Raw genomic sequence first — 16,375 nt, forward strand, 5'->3', positions numbered from 1 at the left:
CGGTCGGACGTTCCCCGCGCTCCAGCGCACCTAACACACGGTCACGCAAGTCTCTTGAATACGCATACATAGTCGCCCCTCCCCTATGACAGGGACACTATAACACATAAATGTAAATACTTAAATCAAAAATGCTCTAGATCATTGCCTTGTCAGGCTGATATGATCGAGCTAATTTCTAACCAGAAGTTTTTCAAGAATACGCTGGTAAAATTTGCTCAAGATATCCAATTCGCTGACCTTTGCGCACTCGTTGAGTTTGTGGATTGTCGCATTCACCACTCCCAGTTCGACAACCTGGGCGCCGGTGGGGGCGATGAAGCGGCCGTCGGAGGTGCCGCCGCTGGTCGAGATCTGGGTCTCGATGCCGGCGGCGTCTTTTATGGCGGCGCTCACGGCGTCCACGAGTACGCCTTTGGGGGTGAGAAAAGGCTGACCGGAAAGGCGCCAGTCTAAATCGTATTTGAATTTGTGCTTGTCCAAAACGGCGTGTACGCGCTGTTTGATATGTCCAGGTGTGAGTTCTGTGGAAAAACGGAAGTTGAACACCACTTCCAGATCACCGGGGATGACATTATCGGCGCCGGTGCCGGCGTGGATGTTGGAGATCTGAAAAGTGGTCGGCGGAAAGAACTCGTTGCCTTGATCCCATGTCTGCGCGCAGAGTTCGGTAAGTGCGGCGGAAAAAAGATGAATGGGGTTGGCGGCGAGGTGGGGGTAAGCGACGTGGCCCTGGGTGCCATGTATGACCAACTTGCCGGTGAGTGAACCGCGCCGGCCGTTTTTGATCGTGTCGCCGACGGTTTGCACGCAGGTGGGTTCGCCAATGACGCACCAGTCTATCTTTTCTTTTCTATCTTCCAGGTGTTCGACCACCTTGACCGTGCCGTTGACACTCGGCCCCTCCTCGTCGCTGGTGATGAGGAAACCGATAGAGCCTTTATGATCGGGATGCTCTTTGATAAAACGCTCCACCGCAGTGACCATGGCCGCAATGCCTCCCTTCATATCGGCGGCGCCGCGTCCATAGAGATAACCGTCGCGCAGCGTCGGTGTGAAGGGATCGGAGTGCCACTGTTCGAGCGGCCCGGTGGGTACGACATCGGTGTGACCGGCGAAGACGAACAGGGGGGTGTCTTTCCCGCGCCTCGCCCAGAGATTGTCCACCTCGCCGAAGCGCAGATGCTCTATTTTGAAACCCAGCGGTTCAAGACGCGCGGCGATGGCCTGCTGGCAACCCGCATCTTCGGGGGTGAGCGAGCGGCGTGAGATCAAATCAATGGCAAGGTCGAGTGTGTCGGACATTTACTTCTTCTTGGTAAAAAGAGTTTCGTAGTCTTTTTCATTGAATCCAACATGGTATTTTAGGGCTTTCTCGCCAACAGCCAGCACCGGCCGCTTGATGACCGTTGGATGGGCAAGCATGAGAGAGGCGGCCTTCTTCTCATCCAGCTTGGCTTTGTCCTTTTCCGGCAATTTGCGCCAGGTCATGCCGCTTTTGTTGAGCAGTGCCTCCCAGCCCAGGTTTTTGATGAATGTTTTTAGCAGGGTTTGATCTAGGCCGTCTTTACGGAAATCATGAAAGCGGTAATCTACGCCGCGCTTCTCCAGCCAGGCGCGCGCCTTTTTCACGGTTTCACAGTTGGTGATGCCGTAGACGGTGGTCATGAACTAGATGTCCCGCAACAATTCGTTGATACCGACCTTGCCGCGCGTCTTTTCGTCCACTTGTTTCACAATCACCGCGCAATACAGGCTGTAGCTGCCGTCCTTGGACGGCAGGTTGCCCGATACGACTACTGAGCCAGCCGGGATGCGGCCATAGCTGACTTCGCCCGTCATGCGGTTGAATATCTTGGTGCTCTGGCCGATGTACACGCCCATCGAGATCACCGAACCCTCCTCGACGATGACACCTTCAACGACTTCCGAGCGTGCGCCGATGAAGCAGTTATCCTCGATGATGGTGGGGCTCGCTTGCACCGGCTCCAGCACGCCGCCGATGCCGACGCCGCCGGAGAGGTGCACGTTCTTGCCGATCTGCGCGCAGGAGCCGACCGTCGCCCAGGTGTCCACCATCGTGCCGCTGTCCACATACGCCCCGATGTTCACATACGACGGCATGAGCACCACCGAGGGCGCGATGTAAGAGCCGCGCCGCGCCATCGCGGGAGGCGCCACGCGCACGCCGCTTTGCTTGAAGCGCGCTTCGTCGTAGTCGCTGAACTTGCCGGGGACCTTGTCGTAATAAGCGCTATAGGCGCCCTTGATAAAGTGATTGTCCTCGATGCGGAACGACAGCAGCACCGCCTTTTTGAGCCATTGATGCACCACCCACGCGCCGTTTTGCTTTTCCGCGACGCGGAGTGTGCCGTTATCCAGCAGCGCCAGCGCTTCGCTGACGGCGTCCTTAACTTTGGGCTGTACCTTGTGCGGGGTGATTTCGGCACGTTGCTCGAAGGCTTGTTCGATGATGTCCTGTAGGGCGTTCATGGTTTCCTATTATGATCTTAATGAAATAATAAATTCAGAGATGCGCGTCGCCGCTTCCAGACACTCTTCCAGCGGCGCAACCAGCGCGATGCGCACCCGGCCGTACCCTGGATTGACGCCGTGCGCCTCGCGCGAAAGGTAGCTGCCGGGCAACACGGTGATATTGTGCCGGGCGTATAGTTCGCGCGCAAAGGTCAGATCGTCCCCGGGAGTCCTCAACCACAGATAAAAGGCACCCGCGGGGCGAGCAACCTCGGTGACTTCGCCGAGAACGGCGATCACGGCGTCGAATTTTTCCTGATATAGGCGCCGGTTTTCCCGCACATGCTGCTCATCACGCCAGGCCTTGATGCTGGCGGCTTGTACCGGCGGGGGCATGGCGCTGCCATGATAGGTGCGATACAGATGAAATTGCCCGATGATGTCCGCATCGCCGGCGGCGAAGCCGGAGCGCATGCCCGGAACGCTGGAGCGCTTCGACAGGCTGTGAAACACGACGCAGCGCCGGTAATCGTCGCGCCCCATCCGCGCTGCGGCCTCCAGCAGGCCGGGAGGAGGGTTGCTCTCATCGAGATAGATTTCAGAGTAACACTCGTCGGACGCGATAATGAAATCATGTTCGTCCGCCAGCCGGATGAGTTGCTGAAGTGCGGCCAGGCCGAGCGCCGCGCCGGTGGGATTGCCCGGCGAGCAGATATAAACCAATTGACAGCATTGCCACACATCGGCGGGCACAGAGGAAAAATCCGGGAGAAATTCAGACTCCTCGGTAGTGTTGATAAACCACGGCTGTGCGCCGGCCAGTAGCGCGGCGCCCTCGTAGATCTGATAAAAGGGATTGGGCATCAGTACCAGCGGATTCCGGCTGCGGTCCACCACGCACTGCGCGAAGGCGAACAATGCTTCGCGCGTACCGTTCACGGGCAGGATATGGCGTTCGATATGCAGGCTGCCGGGCGTTAACTGAAAGCGGCGCGCCAGCCATTCGGCAATCGCCTGCCGCAGCGCGGGGATACCGCGCGTGGCGGGGTAGTGACCCAAGCCGTGCAAGTGCGTGCACACTTCCTCGGCGATGAACGAGGGTACCGCGTGCTTAGGCTCGCCGATGGACATGACGATGGGCAGGGCATCGGAGGGCGGAGTAATCCCTGCCTTGAGTCGCGCGAGCTTCTCGAAGGGGTAGGGCTGGAGCAGGAACAAATCCGGGTTCATTATAGTTATCTAAAGGTTGCTGAGCTGCGAACACAATAGTATAAAGCTTTAGCCCATGCCATCCAATCGCACTTCCCGTGTTTTACCCATTTTAAGCCTCCTGCTCGGCGCCACCCTGTGGGGCTTATTCTGGTATCCGCTGCGTTGGCTGGAGGCTCAGGGTCTGCCGGGGATGTGGTCGTCGCTGCTGATTTACATAACTGTGACCGTGGTCAGTTTACCGCTGCTGTGGCGGCGGCGCGGAGAGGTAGTGCAAGAACCCTGGTTGTTGGCGGCCCTGGCCCTCACCGCGGGTGTATGCAACGTGGCCTTTATCCTTGCCGTGATCGAGGGTAACGTGGTGAGGGTGCTGTTGCTGTTTTATCTTTCTCCGTTATGGGCGTCCTTGCTGGGCTGGTGGCTGTTAGGCGAGCGACTCTCGTCGCGCGCCGGATTGACCCTCGCTCTGGCCATGGCGGGAGCCGTCATCATGCTGTGGGACCCCGCGCTGGGGTGGCCGTGGCCACAAGGACGCGCTGACGGGTTGGCAATTGTAGCGGGATTCACCTTTGCACTCTCCAATGTATGTGTGCGCAAGATGCAAGCTGTTTCCTATCCCGTCAAGTCCATTGCAGTATGGTGGGGGGGCGTTGTTACGGCAGGCGCGGGGCTGCTGCTAATGCCGATGCCGATGCCGATGCCTATGATAGATGCGCCTTTGCTAGGCGCCATCGTCGCGTTGGCTTGTGGTGGAATGGTGGTCATGACCCTGGCGGTGCAATATGGCGTCACGCTCATGCCGGTGCACCGTTCGGCGGTGATTCTGCTGTTTGAAATCGTCGTGGGGGCCGTGTCGGCGCAACTGCTTACCGATGAAATTTTACTGCTAAGGGAGTGGCTTGGCGGTTTGTTGATTATGGCGGCGGCCTATCTCTCGGCGCGCGCGGTGAGGGATATCGACTAGCAAAGCTGCCGGATCCGGCCTACTTGCTTATAAAACCGTTACCACGGAGGACACGGAGGAGAAACAAACTATTTTGATCGTATTTCTTTGCGTCCTCTGCGGTGTATGTTGAATATCCTACTGGCACTTATCTAAATATCTGATGAGTACGTCGCGCAGCCGGGCGAGGTCGGATTCCGAGGTGATCGGGCGGTTGTGGGTATCGGTGATAAAAAAGATGTCCTCCGCGCGCGCGCCGAAGGTGGCGATCTTGGCGTTTTGTAGCCGTATCTTGCAGTCCACAAAGGCGCGGCCCACGTCCGATAGCAACCCGGGCCGGTCCGCCGTGACGACCTCCAGCACGGTGCGACGATTGCGCGGGTCGTCGCTGAAGGTGATTTGAGTGGGAATGGGGAAGTGTTGGAGTTGGCGGCGCGCGCGCCGGGTGACGCGCGGCGCCGGCAGGGGTGATTGCGCCAGTTGACGCTTGAGTAGCGCGGTGATCTCCTCGATGCGGTGTGGATTATCAATCGGTTCACCGGACTCTTCGAGCACGATGTAGGTGTTCACGGTGTAACCGTTGCGCGCGGTGATGATGCGCGCATCCACGATAGTGAGGCCAAGCTGATCCAGGGCGCCGGCCGTGGCGGCGAACAAACGGTCCTGATCGTGGGTGTAGATGAATATCTCCGTTCCGCCGCGCTCAGTGCGCTGCCGGATCAATATCAAGGGCAGGTGAATCGCATAGCTCGAGCTGATCGCCTGAGTATGCCAGGCGATTTCGTCGGCGGAATAGCGCAGAAAATATTCATCGCCCAGCTCGCGCCAGAAGTTTCCCGCCGCCGTTTCATCAACGCCCAGATTATGAAGCCGCATTAGCGCCTGATGCTGGGTTTCCTGTATCCGTTCAGCCTGGTCTATGGGATGCTCCAGCCCGCGCCGCAATGCGCGCGTGGCGCCGAGGTAGAGCTCGGTCAGCAGCGCGTCCTTCCAACTGTTCCACAGCGTGGGATTGGTGGCGCGGATGTCGGCTGCGGTGAGCAGATAGAGATAGTCCAGATGCACCTGGTCGCCCACCCGGCCGGCGAAGATATTGACCACGTCGGGGTCGGCGATGTCATGGCGTTGCGCCGTGGTGGACATGATGAGGTGATGCTTGACCAGCCAGGCGACCAGCCGCGCATCGTACTGCGACATTCCATGCAGCAGGCAAAAGGCCGTGGCGTCGTCGGCGCCGAGTTCCGAATGATCGCCGCCGCGGCCCTTGGCGATGTCGTGAAACAGCCCCGCGAGATAAAGAATCTCGGGCTTGGGCAGGCGCTGGAAGAGGGTGCTGCAGAGCGGGAATTCATGTGCGTACTCCGGCACCGAGTAGCGACGCAGATTGCGGATCAAAAACAGCGTGTGTTCATCTACCGTGTAGACGTGAAACAGGTCGTGCTGCATCTGCCCGACGATGTTGCCGAACGCCGGCAGATAGGCGGCGAGTATACCGTAACGATTCATGCGGCTCAGCTCATGCGCGATGCCGTGCGGCTGCCGTAACAATTCCATGAACAGGGTGCGGCAGCGCAGATCGGCGCGGAAAGTTTCATCAATCAGGTGGCGGTGATCGCGGATCAGACGGATGGTGGAGGCGCGCACGCCTTTGATCTCGGGATGCTGGGCCAGTAACAGAAAGATTTCCAGCAGCGCGAAGGGATGGTGTTTGAAGGCCGTGTCGTAGCTGACCTCGATGAAGTCGTCGCGCGTCTGAAAGCGGTTATTGATGCGTACAATCCGGTGCGGACTGTCTGCATACAGGATGGCCTCCTGGAAGTGTTGCAGCAGCATCTCGCTCAAGCGGCTCAATTCCATGACGGTGCGGTAGTAGCGCTTCATGAACTGCTCCACCGCCAGCACCGGGCCGTGATTTTGATAGCCGAACTGCGCCGCCAGGGTGCGCTGGTGATCGAACACCAGCCGGTCTTCGCGGCGGTCCGTCGTCACATGCAGGGCGTAGCGTATCCGCCAGAGAAAATCCTGTCCCTCGATGAGCGAGGCGTATTCGCCCTCGGTGAGAAAACCGTGACCGACCAGATCGTGTAGGCTGCGCGACCCGAAGTGGCGCTGGGTGACCCACGCCAGGGTCTGGATGTCGCGCAAGCCCCCGGGGCCCTCCTTGATGTTGGGCTCAAGATTGTAGGCGGTGTCATGATATTTATGATGGCGGCGTATCTGTTCTTGCCACTTGGCTTCAAAAAAATCCTTTACCGGCCAGATCCGATCCGGCCCGATGGCCGCCCGCAAAGAGTCGAACAGCGCGGCCGGACCCGACAGCAGGCGCGCCTCCATCAGCGTGGTGGCAATCGTGATGTCCTGCCGGGCCGTATCCACACATTCCTGCACCGAACGCACACTGTGGCCGATCTGCAGGCCGATGTCCCACAACAGACCGATGAACCGCTCGATGGGCGGCTGGAAGGCGTCATGTTGACCCTGGTCAAGCAGTATGAGCAGGTCTATGTCAGAGAAAGGGTGCAACTCCCCACGGCCATAACCGCCGACCGCGACCAAGGCAACCCGATCCGAAGCTGTGGCTCCCCACGCCTTGGCCCAGACCTCCAGCAGCAACCCATCTATCAACGCCGCGCGTTCATGCAGCAACTCGCGGACAGACGCGCCGTTCAGAAAGCGCTGCTGCAGCGCCTGATCGGACGCCCTTAGAGATACCCGGAACGCCTTGGCCGTGTCACCGGTCTGAGTTCGATGGAGCATGGTGAAAGACATGTAATGACTAAACAGTGATTAAGAGCATATCCATAATAGTACCCCTGTCTCTTGCGGTAAAAAGGCTTCACCATGGAGGGAGCGGAGGAGAAACAAATCCTTCTTGAGGGTTTTCCTCTGCGTCCTCTGCGGTAAATTATTTATGGACAAGTTCTAAATATCGTCGCCGGGGCGCTGCGTCAACACTTCAAAGCCGTCGTCCGTGACGAGCACCGTGTGTTCCCATTGCGCCGACAGACTATGGTCCTTGGTGACCACGGTCCACTGGTCGGGCAGCAGTTTGACATGCCGTTTGCCGGCGTTAATCATGGGTTCGATGGTAAAGGTCATGCCGGGCTCCAGCGTCATGCCGGTGCCGGGCGTACCGTAATGCAGCACTTGCGGCTCCTCGTGGAACACCCGGCCTATGCCATGACCGCAATATTCACGTACCACTGAACAATTATTCGCCTCGGCGTGACGTTGAATGGCCGCGCCGATATCGCCCAGTCTGATTCCCGGCTTCACCATTTCGATGCCGATGCGCATAGATTCGTAGCTGATACGCGATACGCGCCTGGCGATCACCGAGGGCTCGCCGACAAAGTACATCTTGCTGGTGTCGCCGTGATAACCGTCCTTGATGACGGTGACGTCAATGTTCAAAATATCGCCTTCCTTGAGCACCTTGTCGCCCGGGATACCGTGGCACACCTGGTGGTTGACCGAGGTGCAGATGGATTTCGGAAAGCCGCGGTAATTGAGCGGGGCGGGCATAGCCTGTTGCACGTTGACGATATGGTCGTGGCAGATCCGGTCGAGTTCGCCGGTGCTGACGCCGGGCTTTACATGGGGCCGGATCATGTGCAGCACGTCGGCTGCGAGCCGCCCCGCGACCCGCATCTTCAGGACTTCTTCCGGTGTTTTGATGGTTACGCTCATGGAACTAAATGGATGCCAAGACACCCTATTTAGCGCTATTTTCGCATACTAACGATTGTTCCGGAGCCTTAATTTAGGGCATAATACGCGGCTACTAGAACTCGTCTTAGCTAACCAGTCTCTAGAATACACACATACGTTTATTAGATATATCTGGGTGCCTGCTGTTTCAATGGCGGGTTGGATATATGTACGTATGGAAGATTAACCCTACACTCAGGAGTCAAGATGGCAAACATATCCATGCGTCAAATGCTGGAGGCCGGCGTGCACTTCGGCCACCAGACCCGTTACTGGAACCCCAAGATGGCGCCTTTCATCTTCGGGCAACGTAACAAGATCCACATCATCAATCTTGAAAAAACCCTGCCCCTCTACAGCGAAGCCATGAATTTCATCGGCAGCCTGGCGGCCAATCGCGGCACTATCCTGTTCGTGGCTACCAAGCGCGCAGCCCAAGAGGTCACCGAGCAAGAGGCCAAGCGCTGCGGCATGCCTTACGTCAATCACCGCTGGCTGGGCGGCATGCTTACTAATTTCAAGACCGTCCGGCAATCCATCAAACGTCTCAAGGAGCTGGAGGCGATGGGGCAGGACGGCAGTCTCGAACGCGTGAGCAAAAAGGAAGGCCTGATGTTGCAACGTGAACTGGCCAAGCTGAATCGCAGCCTGGCGGGCATCAAGGATATGGCCGGTCTCCCAGACGCGTTGTTCGTCATTGACGTGGGCTATGAGAAGATCGCCGTCAGCGAGGCGGCCAAACTGGGGATACCCGTGGTGGGCGTGGTGGATACCAATAACAGGCCGGAGGGTGTGGACTATGTCATCCCCGGCAACGACGACGCCATCCGCGCCATTCAACTCTATGCCCAGGGCGCCGCGGATGCGGTGATCGAGGGCCGCGGTTCCGTCGCCCAGATGGCGGGCTCCCCCGATGAGTTTGTGGAGCTGAGTGAAACCGGCGCGGTGGCTGCTGAAAGGCCCGCCAAAAAGGTCACCAAGGCCACAGTCAAGAGCGCGCCGCGCCGCGCCCCCATGAAGACGGAGGCAGCGGGAGAAACGGCCGGAGAGGTCGCCAAGAAGCGCACTGCGGCCAAGCCCAGCAGGCCCACCGCGAAGCCCAAGACGGCGACGACCCGAACCAAACCTAAAACCAGTTCGACAAAGTAAAGTAAGGCTCAGAGGGATCACCATGGAGATTACAGCGGCGCTGGTCAAAGAACTGCGCGAGAGGACCGGCTCGGGCATGATGGAATGCAAGAAGGCCCTGGTCGAGGCCAACGGCAATATTGACGCCGCGGCCGATGCGATGCGCAAGGCGGGTCTGGCCAAGGCGGATAAAAAGGCCTCACGGATCGCCGCGGAAGGGCTGGCCGTCATCCAGCCTTCGCCCGACGGGAAACAGGCGGCGATGGTCGAGGTCAATAGCGAGACCGACTTCGTCTCCAAGGGCGATGACTTCAAGGGCTTTGCCGCGGCCATCGCCCGGCGGGTCTTGGCGGGCAATCCCAAGGATCTGGAGTCTCTGCTGGAAATGCCGCTCAAGGCCGGTGACCCGGCCAGCGTGAATACCGCGCGCCAGACTCTGGTCGCCAAGATCGGCGAAAACATCAACGTGCGCCGCTTTGTCCGTTACGAAACCCAAGGCGTGCTGGGTGTGTATCTGCACGGCAGCCGGATCGGCGTGCTGGTCGAGCTGCAAGGCGGTGACGCCGCACTCGCCAAAGACATCGCCATGCATGTCGCGGCCAATAAACCGGTGTGTGTGGCCAGCGCCGATGTACCGGCCGAACTGGTCGCCAAGGAAAAAGAGATTTTTACCGCCCAAGCCGCGGAGAGCGGCAAGCCCGCCGCGATCATCGAAAAGATGGTCGAAGGGCGCATCAAAAAGTTTTTGGCCGAGGTGGCCCTGTTGGGTCAGCCGTTCGTCAAGAATCCCGACATTACCGTGGAGAAGCTGCTGCAGGAGCGTAGCGCCAAGGTCATCCGCTTCCAGCGTTTCGAGGTCGGGGAAGGCATCGAAAAGAAGACCGAGAATTTCGCCGCCGAAGTGATGGCCCAGGTGCGTAAGAGTTAACAACTGAATTTACCGCGGAGGGCGCAGAGAAATATTCAAGATAAATACAATTTACCGCGGAGGACGCAGAGAAACACAAAGGAAAATACACAAACCATCTAAGGATGCAAAGGAATAACATCAAAAGGGTTTGTTTCTTCTCCGCGTCCTCCGTGGTGAATCGTTGTTTTGAATGAGAATTGGAATAAGATATCTGTGAGTTGATGAAGTGCATTGGCAAAAACAGAATAGCGTCAGCAAAAAGGCCTTGTTATTGATTTCTCCGCGTCCTCTGCGGTTAACTGAAATTGTAAACGAATGACATCTACTACCGGCAAACCCAACGCCACTCCCGGCTACCGGCGCATATTGCTAAAGCTGAGCGGCGAGGCGCTGATGGGGGCGGAAGACTACGGCATAGATCCCGCCGTGATCGGCCGCGTCGCCGGCGAGATCCGCGAGCTGCTCACGATGGGCGTGCAGGTGGCCGTGGTGATCGGCGGCGGCAACATCTTTCGCGGGGCGGGTCTGGCGGCGAGCGGGCTGGACCGCGTTACCGCCGATCAGATGGGCATGCTCGCCACGGTCATGAATGCGCTCGCCATGCAGGATGCGTTGGAGCGGCTGGGGGTCGAGGTGCGCGTCATGTCTGCGATCAAGATGCGTCAAGTCTGCGAGGACTACGCCGTGCGCCGCGCGCTGCGGCACCTAGAACAAGGCCGTCTGGTGATCCTCGCGGCCGGCACCGGGAATCCCTTTTTCACCACCGACTCGGCGGCCAGCCTGCGCGGAATAGAGTTGCACGTGCAACTGGTCATCAAGGCCACCAAGGTGGACGGCGTCTATTCGGCCGACCCGATGAAGCACGCCGACGCCATTTACTATCCGCGCCTGACCTATGATCAAGTCCTGGAGCGCAAGCTCATGGTCATGGATGTCGCTGCGATGACCCTGTGTCGCGACTACAAACTTCCCCTGCGCGTATTTAATATGAACAAAGCCGGCGCATTGAAGCGAGTGGTGATGGGCGAAGACGAAGGCACGTTAGTAACGGTTTAGGCCAAAACCTAACGCTTGATTACAGAGAAAAGATACAAGATACAAGATAAGAGCATGCCGAACCTTTTATCTAGTTCACTTGTATCTTTTCTCTGTAGTTAGCGACTTTGCGTTGAGTTGTTAGTAAAAATGGAGTGTGATCATGGTCAACGATATTAAAAAAAATGCCACCGAACGCATGCAGAAAAGCCTGGACTCGCTCAAGTCCGAGCTTGCCAAACTACGCACCGGCCGCGCCCATCCCAGCCTGCTCGAGCACATCACCGTAGAGTATTACGGAAACCAGGCGCCGCTCAGCCAGGCGGCGAATATCACTGCCTCCGATGCGCGCACGCTGACCGTCACGCCGTGGGACAAAAATATGGTCCAGCCGATTGAGAAGGCCATACTCACGTCCGATCTTGGACTCAACCCGACGACTTCCGGCGCGGTCATCCGTGTGCCGTTACCGCCGCTGACCGAAGAGCGCCGCCGCGACATGATTAAGGTGGTGCGCGCCGAGGCGGAGCACGGGCGGGTCGCCATCCGTAACGTCCGCCGCGACGCCAACAACGAGCTCAAAGCCCTGCTCAAGGACAAAAAAATCTCCGAGGATGAAGAGCGCCGCGCGCAAGAAGAGGTTCAAAAACTGACCGACAAATACATCACCGAGACCGACAAGCTGTTGGAGGTCAAGGAGAAGGAGCTGATGGAGGTATGATAACGGCAGATACAAGATACAAGATACAAGATACAAGGGAAAAGAAAGGGGAAGTTTGTATCTTGTATCTTGTATCTTGTATCCTTCCTTTGTCTCTATGACATCTGCCGCTGGCGCTCTTCCTCATCATATAGCCATCGTCATGGATGGTAACGGGCGCTGGGCGAAACAGCGCAGACTGCCGCGTATCGCCGGGCACCGGGCGGGCCAGGAGGCCGTGCGCAGGGCCGTGCGTGGCTGTGCCGAGCGGGGCGTCCAGGCACTCACCCTGTTCGCCTTCAGCAGCGAAAACTGGCGCCGCCCCGAGCAGGAAGTAGGCCTGCTGATGGAATTGTTCCTCAAGGCCTTTCAGAGCGAGGTGGGGGATCTGCACAAGAATTCGATTCGAGTGCGCGTCATCGGCGAGCGCAGCGCCTTCGCTCCGGACTTGCAGCGGGAGATCGAGGCGGCGGAACAACTGACCCAGGCCAACACCGGCCTCAACCTCGTCATCGCCGCCAATTACGGCGGCCGCTGGGACATCACCCGGGCGGCGCGGCAGATCGCCTGCCGGGTCGAGCAGGGGCGGCTCTGCGCCGAACAGGTGACGACGGAGCTGCTGGCGTCGTGTATGGCGCTGCATGATCTGCCCGAGCCCGATCTGTTTATCCGTACCGCGGGCGAACAACGCATCAGCAACTTTCTGTTGTGGCAGCTTGCCTATACCGAGCTGTATTTTACGGATACCTTGTGGCCCGATTTTGACGTCCCCGATCTGGAACAGGCCTTGGCCGCCTATGCCAGCCGGCAGCGCCGATTCGGTTACACCGGCGACCAAATCGCGGAGTCCAAACAAGGTGCTTAAACAACGCCTGATTACCGCCGCCATTCTCATCCCGCTGGTCGTCCTGGGTATTCTGACCCTGCCGAATCTTTATTTTGCTTTAGTGCTGGCCCTGATCGTGGCGCTCGCCGCCTGGGAATGGGGCGGATTGTTGAAGTGGGGCACGCCGTTAAGATCCGGGTATGTCGGCCTGCTGCCGGGGGTTCTGTTTGGCGTTCAGTATCTCCCCGTGATGTGGGTTTTATTGCCCGCCTTCCTGGGCTGGTTGCTGGCCGCGATGTGGGTGATCGGTTTCCCGCTCGGCAGGTCCATCTGGTCGGCAACCCCTGTGGCCGCGCTGTTGGGACTGTTTGTCCTCGTCCCTCCCTGGGCCGCTTTGCTGACGATGCGTGATATGATGACGCCCTATATGGTGTTATTTCTGCTCACCTTTATCTGGCTGGGTGACAGCGCGGCATATTTCGCGGGCCGGCGTTGGGGCAAGACCAGACTAGCGCCGGAGATCAGCCCGGGCAAGACGTGGGAGGGCGTATATGGCGCCTTGCTCGTGGTGGCGATCTACGCCCTGGCGGTGCAGCCTTGGCTGGCGCCGCAGATCCAGCCTTGGTTGTTCGCGTTGCTGTGTCTGCTGACCTTGCTCGTTTCCATTATCGGGGATTTGTTCAAAAGTATGTTCAAACGTCACGCGGGGGTTAAGGATAGCGGCCATCTCTTGCCTGGGCATGGCGGCATCCTCGACCGTATAGACAGTCTCACCGCCGCTGCGCCGGTCTTCCTGCTGGGACTGGTACTGCTGGGTCAGCGTGCATGATAGGCGTAACCGTTCTCGGCTCCACCGGTTCCATCGGCGTGAACACGCTGGACGTGCTCGCGCGTCATCCCGATCGCTATCAGGTGGTGGCGTTGGGCGCGCATAACGATGTAGATCGTTTGTACGAGCAGTGTCTCGCCACGCGCCCCGACTATGCGGTGCTGGCCGATGAGCGTGCGGCGGAACGGCTCGCCCAGCGGCTGCGTGCGGTGCGGGCCGAGACGGCGGTGCTCTCGGGCGTGGCGGGTCTCGAAACCATCGCAGCACTTCCCCAAACCGCCTACGTGATGGCGGCCATCGTCGGCGCAGCGGGTCTCCTGCCCACGCTCGCGGCGCTGCGCGCGGGCAAGCGCGTGCTGCTCGCCAACAAAGAGGCGCTGGTGATGACGGGGCGGCTGTTCATGGACGAGGTGCACGCCAGCCAGGCCGAGTTGATCCCCATAGACAGTGAACACAACGCCATCTTTCAATGTCTCCCCGCCTACGCCAAACAAAGTCTCGAACAGGCCGGGGTGCGGCGTATTTTGCTTACCGCTTCGGGCGGACCGTTTCGCACCCTGCCGCTCGGCGAGTTGGAGCGTGTGACGCCTGACCAGGCCTGCGCTCACCCCAACTGGGTGATGGGCCGCAAGATCTCGGTGGATTCCGCCACCATGATGAACAAGGGTCTGGAGGTGATCGAGGCCGGTTGGCTGTTTAACGCCAGACCAGAGCAGATCGAAGTGGTGATGCATCCACAGAGCGTGGTTCACTCGATGGTCGAATACCTCGACGGTTCGGTGCTGGCGCAGTTGGGCAGCCCCGACATGCGTATCCCCATCGCCCACGCTCTGGCCTGGCCGGATCATATCGCTTCGGGTGCGCCGTCCCTGAACCTCATGGAGGTGGGCCGCCTGGAGTTTGAGGCGGTGGATCTTGCGCGCTTTCCCTGTTTGCGTCTCGCCCTGGAGGCGCTGCGCTGCGGCGGCACCGCCACCGCCATACTCAATGCCGCCAACGAGGTCGCGGTGCAGGCCTTTCTGGAAGGGCGTCTGCCGTTTACGGGCATTGCCCCAGTCATCGAGGCCACCCTCGAAGCCATGACGCCGCGTGCAGCCGATTCCCTTGACGTTATCCTCGAAGACGACAACGCGGCGCGCCTCACCGCCATGGGTCACATCAGCGCAGCCCGCCCTGAGAAGCGGCGCGCCTTCCCGGCCGCCCGGCACGGGGGCAGTCCATGAATACGGTACTGACTTCTGTGGCCGCCTTTGTGGTTACCCTGGGAATTTTAATCACCATCCACGAGTTCGGGCATTACTGGGTTGCACGCCGTCTGGGGGTCAAGGTGCTGCGCTTTTCGATCGGCTTCGGGCGGCCCTTGTGGCGGCGTCTCGCCGGGCCCGATCAAACCGAATACGTGGTCGCGGCCTTGCCTCTCGGCGGTTACGTCAAGATGCTCGATGAACGAGAGGGCGAGGTCAAACCCGAAGAACTCTCGCGCGCCTTTAACCGCAAGAGTGTCGGACGCCGCGCCGCCATCGTAGCCGCCGGCCCAGTGTTCAATTTTCTGTTCGCCATCCTGGCCTACTGGATCATGTTTGTCATCGGCGTCGAGGGCGTGAAGCCGGTCGTCGGCGAGATACAGCCCGCCTCCATCGCCGCGCAGGCGGGCTTGAAGGGCAACGACGAGATCGTGACTGTAGCCGGCAAGGCGACCCCCACCTGGGAGGCGGTGCTGTTTATATTGCTGGACAAGGTGTATGACAAGGGAGAGATCGTGCTCGAGGTACGCGATCAGGACTCCCGCCGGCGCCTGCACACCCTCGACCTCAGGGGCGCTCCGAAGGGGTTGGACCGCGGCGATCTGCTCGAAAACTTAGGGATAAGGCCGGTTCGGCCGGTGCTCCCCGCGGTGATTGGCGAGGTGGAGAAGGGAAGTGCGGCGGAGGCGGCCGGCCTTGCCAAGGGGGATAAAATCCTCACGGCAGATGGCGCGGCTATCCGTGTGTGGGACGACTGGGTGAATGTTGTCCGCAAACGTCCCAATCAGATCATCAAGATGCAGATCGAGCGTGCCGGTGCGCCGCTCGCTTTAGAGGTGAAGCCCGCGGCCGTGAAGGCCCAAACAGGCATCATAGGGCGTATCGGTGCTGCGCCCGAACCGCCTGCTGAAATTCCGGCGGCGCTGCGCGCCGTGGTGCGCTACAACCCCGCCGAAGCCCTGCTGCAAGCGGGCGCCAAGACCTGGGAGATGAGCGCACTCACCCTGCGCGTGCTCGGCAAAATGGTGGTCGGCCAGGCTTCGCTGGAAAACCTGAGCGGGCCCCTCAGCATCGCGCAATATGCGGGCTACTCCGCGCAAGACGGCCTGGCGTCCTTTTTGCGCTTTCTGGCCATCGTCAGCGTCAGCCTGGGGGTGCTCAATCTGTTGCCCGTACCGGTATTGGATGGCGGCCATCTGATGTATTATCTTATTGAAGCCGTCACCCGCCGGTCCATCCCCGCCGGGATAGAGCAATTGGGACAACGAATAGGCATCGCCCTCCTGCTGGGGCTTACCGTGCTGGCCTTCTACAACGATTTGACGCGACTATTTGGGTAAGTACACTTCCGTATTTAAAAATATC

The 16,375-nt window shown here is 59.2% G+C and carries 15 protein-coding genes; 9 read left to right on the forward strand and 6 right to left on the reverse strand.

Features of this window, described 5'->3' with window-relative positions:
- Window positions 1-171: 171 nt before the first annotated feature.
- From dapE to dapC, 4 genes are read right to left on the reverse strand one after another with little or no spacing between them, the layout of a single operon-like run.
- Window positions 172-1,305: a succinyl-diaminopimelate desuccinylase gene (gene dapE / locus HY028_04775; GenBank protein ID MBI3344160.1), complete on the reverse strand. Its 1,134-nt coding sequence runs from the start codon at window positions 1,303-1,305 to the stop codon at window positions 172-174.
- Window positions 1,306-1,668 carry an ArsC family reductase gene (locus HY028_04780; protein ID MBI3344161.1) on the reverse strand — a complete coding sequence of 121 codons (363 nt, stop codon included), beginning with the start codon at window positions 1,666-1,668 and terminating at the stop codon, window positions 1,306-1,308.
- 3 nt (window positions 1,669-1,671) lie between these two features.
- Window positions 1,672-2,493 (reverse strand): 2,3,4,5-tetrahydropyridine-2,6-dicarboxylate N-succinyltransferase, encoded by an 822-nt coding sequence (gene dapD, locus HY028_04785; GenBank protein ID MBI3344162.1) that lies wholly within the window; start codon window positions 2,491-2,493, stop codon window positions 1,672-1,674.
- Window positions 2,494-2,502: 9 nt separating this feature from the next.
- Window positions 2,503-3,705 (reverse strand): succinyldiaminopimelate transaminase, encoded by a 1,203-nt coding sequence (gene dapC / locus HY028_04790; protein MBI3344163.1) that lies wholly within the window; start codon window positions 3,703-3,705, stop codon window positions 2,503-2,505.
- 55 nt (window positions 3,706-3,760) lie between these two features.
- On the opposite strand from dapC, the gene HY028_04795 reads away from it, so the two are divergent.
- Complete coding sequence (locus tag HY028_04795; protein MBI3344164.1) at window positions 3,761-4,648, forward strand: DMT family transporter; 888 nt, start codon at window positions 3,761-3,763, stop codon at window positions 4,646-4,648.
- Window positions 4,649-4,765: 117 nt separating this feature from the next.
- Here HY028_04795 and glnD read toward each other — a convergent pair whose 3' ends face one another.
- Both glnD and map read right to left on the reverse strand, forming a co-directional pair.
- On the reverse strand, window positions 4,766-7,396 hold the full coding sequence (glnD, locus tag HY028_04800) for a [protein-PII] uridylyltransferase (protein MBI3344165.1): 2,631 nt from the start codon (window positions 7,394-7,396) through the stop codon (window positions 4,766-4,768).
- A 153-nt stretch (window positions 7,397-7,549) separates the two neighbouring features.
- The gene (map, locus tag HY028_04805; protein MBI3344166.1) at window positions 7,550-8,317 is read right to left on the reverse strand and encodes a type I methionyl aminopeptidase; all 768 of its coding nucleotides are present in this window, start codon (window positions 8,315-8,317) and stop codon (window positions 7,550-7,552) included.
- Between the two features lie 228 nt (window positions 8,318-8,545).
- Here map and rpsB point away from each other — a divergent pair, with 228 nt between their 5' ends.
- From rpsB to rseP, 8 genes are all read left to right on the forward strand, one after another.
- Complete coding sequence (gene rpsB, locus HY028_04810) at window positions 8,546-9,487, forward strand: 30S ribosomal protein S2 (protein MBI3344167.1); 942 nt, start codon at window positions 8,546-8,548, stop codon at window positions 9,485-9,487.
- 22 nt (window positions 9,488-9,509) lie between these two features.
- Window positions 9,510-10,394 carry an elongation factor Ts gene (locus HY028_04815; protein ID MBI3344168.1) on the forward strand — a complete coding sequence of 295 codons (885 nt, stop codon included), beginning with the start codon at window positions 9,510-9,512 and terminating at the stop codon, window positions 10,392-10,394.
- Between the two features lie 297 nt (window positions 10,395-10,691).
- Window positions 10,692-11,432, forward strand: a complete 741-nt coding sequence (gene pyrH, locus HY028_04820; GenBank protein ID MBI3344169.1) for a UMP kinase — start codon at window positions 10,692-10,694, stop codon at window positions 11,430-11,432.
- Window positions 11,433-11,574: 142 nt separating this feature from the next.
- Window positions 11,575-12,132 (forward strand): ribosome recycling factor, encoded by a 558-nt coding sequence (gene frr / locus HY028_04825; protein MBI3344170.1) that lies wholly within the window; start codon window positions 11,575-11,577, stop codon window positions 12,130-12,132.
- A gap of 97 nt (window positions 12,133-12,229) precedes the next feature.
- Window positions 12,230-12,976: an isoprenyl transferase gene (locus HY028_04830; protein MBI3344171.1), complete on the forward strand. Its 747-nt coding sequence runs from the start codon at window positions 12,230-12,232 to the stop codon at window positions 12,974-12,976.
- The gene (locus HY028_04835; protein ID MBI3344172.1) at window positions 12,969-13,766 is read left to right on the forward strand and encodes a phosphatidate cytidylyltransferase; all 798 of its coding nucleotides are present in this window, start codon (window positions 12,969-12,971) and stop codon (window positions 13,764-13,766) included. Before HY028_04830 ends, HY028_04835 begins: the two co-directional genes overlap by 8 nt.
- Window positions 13,763-14,989 (forward strand): 1-deoxy-D-xylulose-5-phosphate reductoisomerase, encoded by a 1,227-nt coding sequence (locus tag HY028_04840; protein ID MBI3344173.1) that lies wholly within the window; start codon window positions 13,763-13,765, stop codon window positions 14,987-14,989. Before HY028_04835 ends, HY028_04840 begins: the two co-directional genes overlap by 4 nt.
- Complete coding sequence (gene rseP, locus HY028_04845; protein MBI3344174.1) at window positions 14,986-16,350, forward strand: sigma E protease regulator RseP; 1,365 nt, start codon at window positions 14,986-14,988, stop codon at window positions 16,348-16,350. Before HY028_04840 ends, rseP begins: the two co-directional genes overlap by 4 nt.
- The last annotated feature ends 25 nt before the right edge of the window (window positions 16,351-16,375 follow it).

It is taken from the genome of Gammaproteobacteria bacterium, from assembly GCA_016195665.1.
In the GTDB taxonomy this organism is placed as follows: domain Bacteria; phylum Pseudomonadota; class Gammaproteobacteria; order SURF-13; family SURF-13; genus JACPZD01.

What these genes read in the sequence shown, in the direction of transcription:
- rseP (MBI3344174.1), top strand. Translation starts at nt 14,986, where the DNA reads ATGAATACGGTACTGACTTCTGTGGCCGCCTTTGTGGTTACCCTGGGA.
- map (MBI3344166.1), bottom strand. Translation starts at nt 8,317, where the DNA reads ATGAGCGTAACCATCAAAACACCGGAAGAAGTCCTGAAGATGCGGGTC.
- HY028_04830 (MBI3344171.1), top strand. Translation starts at nt 12,230, where the DNA reads ATGACATCTGCCGCTGGCGCTCTTCCTCATCATATAGCCATCGTCATG.
- rpsB (MBI3344167.1), top strand. Translation starts at nt 8,546, where the DNA reads ATGGCAAACATATCCATGCGTCAAATGCTGGAGGCCGGCGTGCACTTC.
- pyrH (MBI3344169.1), top strand. Translation starts at nt 10,692, where the DNA reads ATGACATCTACTACCGGCAAACCCAACGCCACTCCCGGCTACCGGCGC.
- dapC (MBI3344163.1), bottom strand. Translation starts at nt 3,705, where the DNA reads ATGAACCCGGATTTGTTCCTGCTCCAGCCCTACCCCTTCGAGAAGCTC.
- dapE (MBI3344160.1), bottom strand. Translation starts at nt 1,305, where the DNA reads ATGTCCGACACACTCGACCTTGCCATTGATTTGATCTCACGCCGCTCG.
- glnD (MBI3344165.1), bottom strand. Translation starts at nt 7,396, where the DNA reads ATGTCTTTCACCATGCTCCATCGAACTCAGACCGGTGACACGGCCAAG.
- HY028_04840 (MBI3344173.1), top strand. Translation starts at nt 13,763, where the DNA reads ATGATAGGCGTAACCGTTCTCGGCTCCACCGGTTCCATCGGCGTGAAC.
- HY028_04780 (MBI3344161.1), bottom strand. Translation starts at nt 1,668, where the DNA reads ATGACCACCGTCTACGGCATCACCAACTGTGAAACCGTGAAAAAGGCG.
- dapD (MBI3344162.1), bottom strand. Translation starts at nt 2,493, where the DNA reads ATGAACGCCCTACAGGACATCATCGAACAAGCCTTCGAGCAACGTGCC.
- frr (MBI3344170.1), top strand. Translation starts at nt 11,575, where the DNA reads ATGGTCAACGATATTAAAAAAAATGCCACCGAACGCATGCAGAAAAGC.
- HY028_04795 (MBI3344164.1), top strand. Translation starts at nt 3,761, where the DNA reads ATGCCATCCAATCGCACTTCCCGTGTTTTACCCATTTTAAGCCTCCTG.
- HY028_04815 (MBI3344168.1), top strand. Translation starts at nt 9,510, where the DNA reads ATGGAGATTACAGCGGCGCTGGTCAAAGAACTGCGCGAGAGGACCGGC.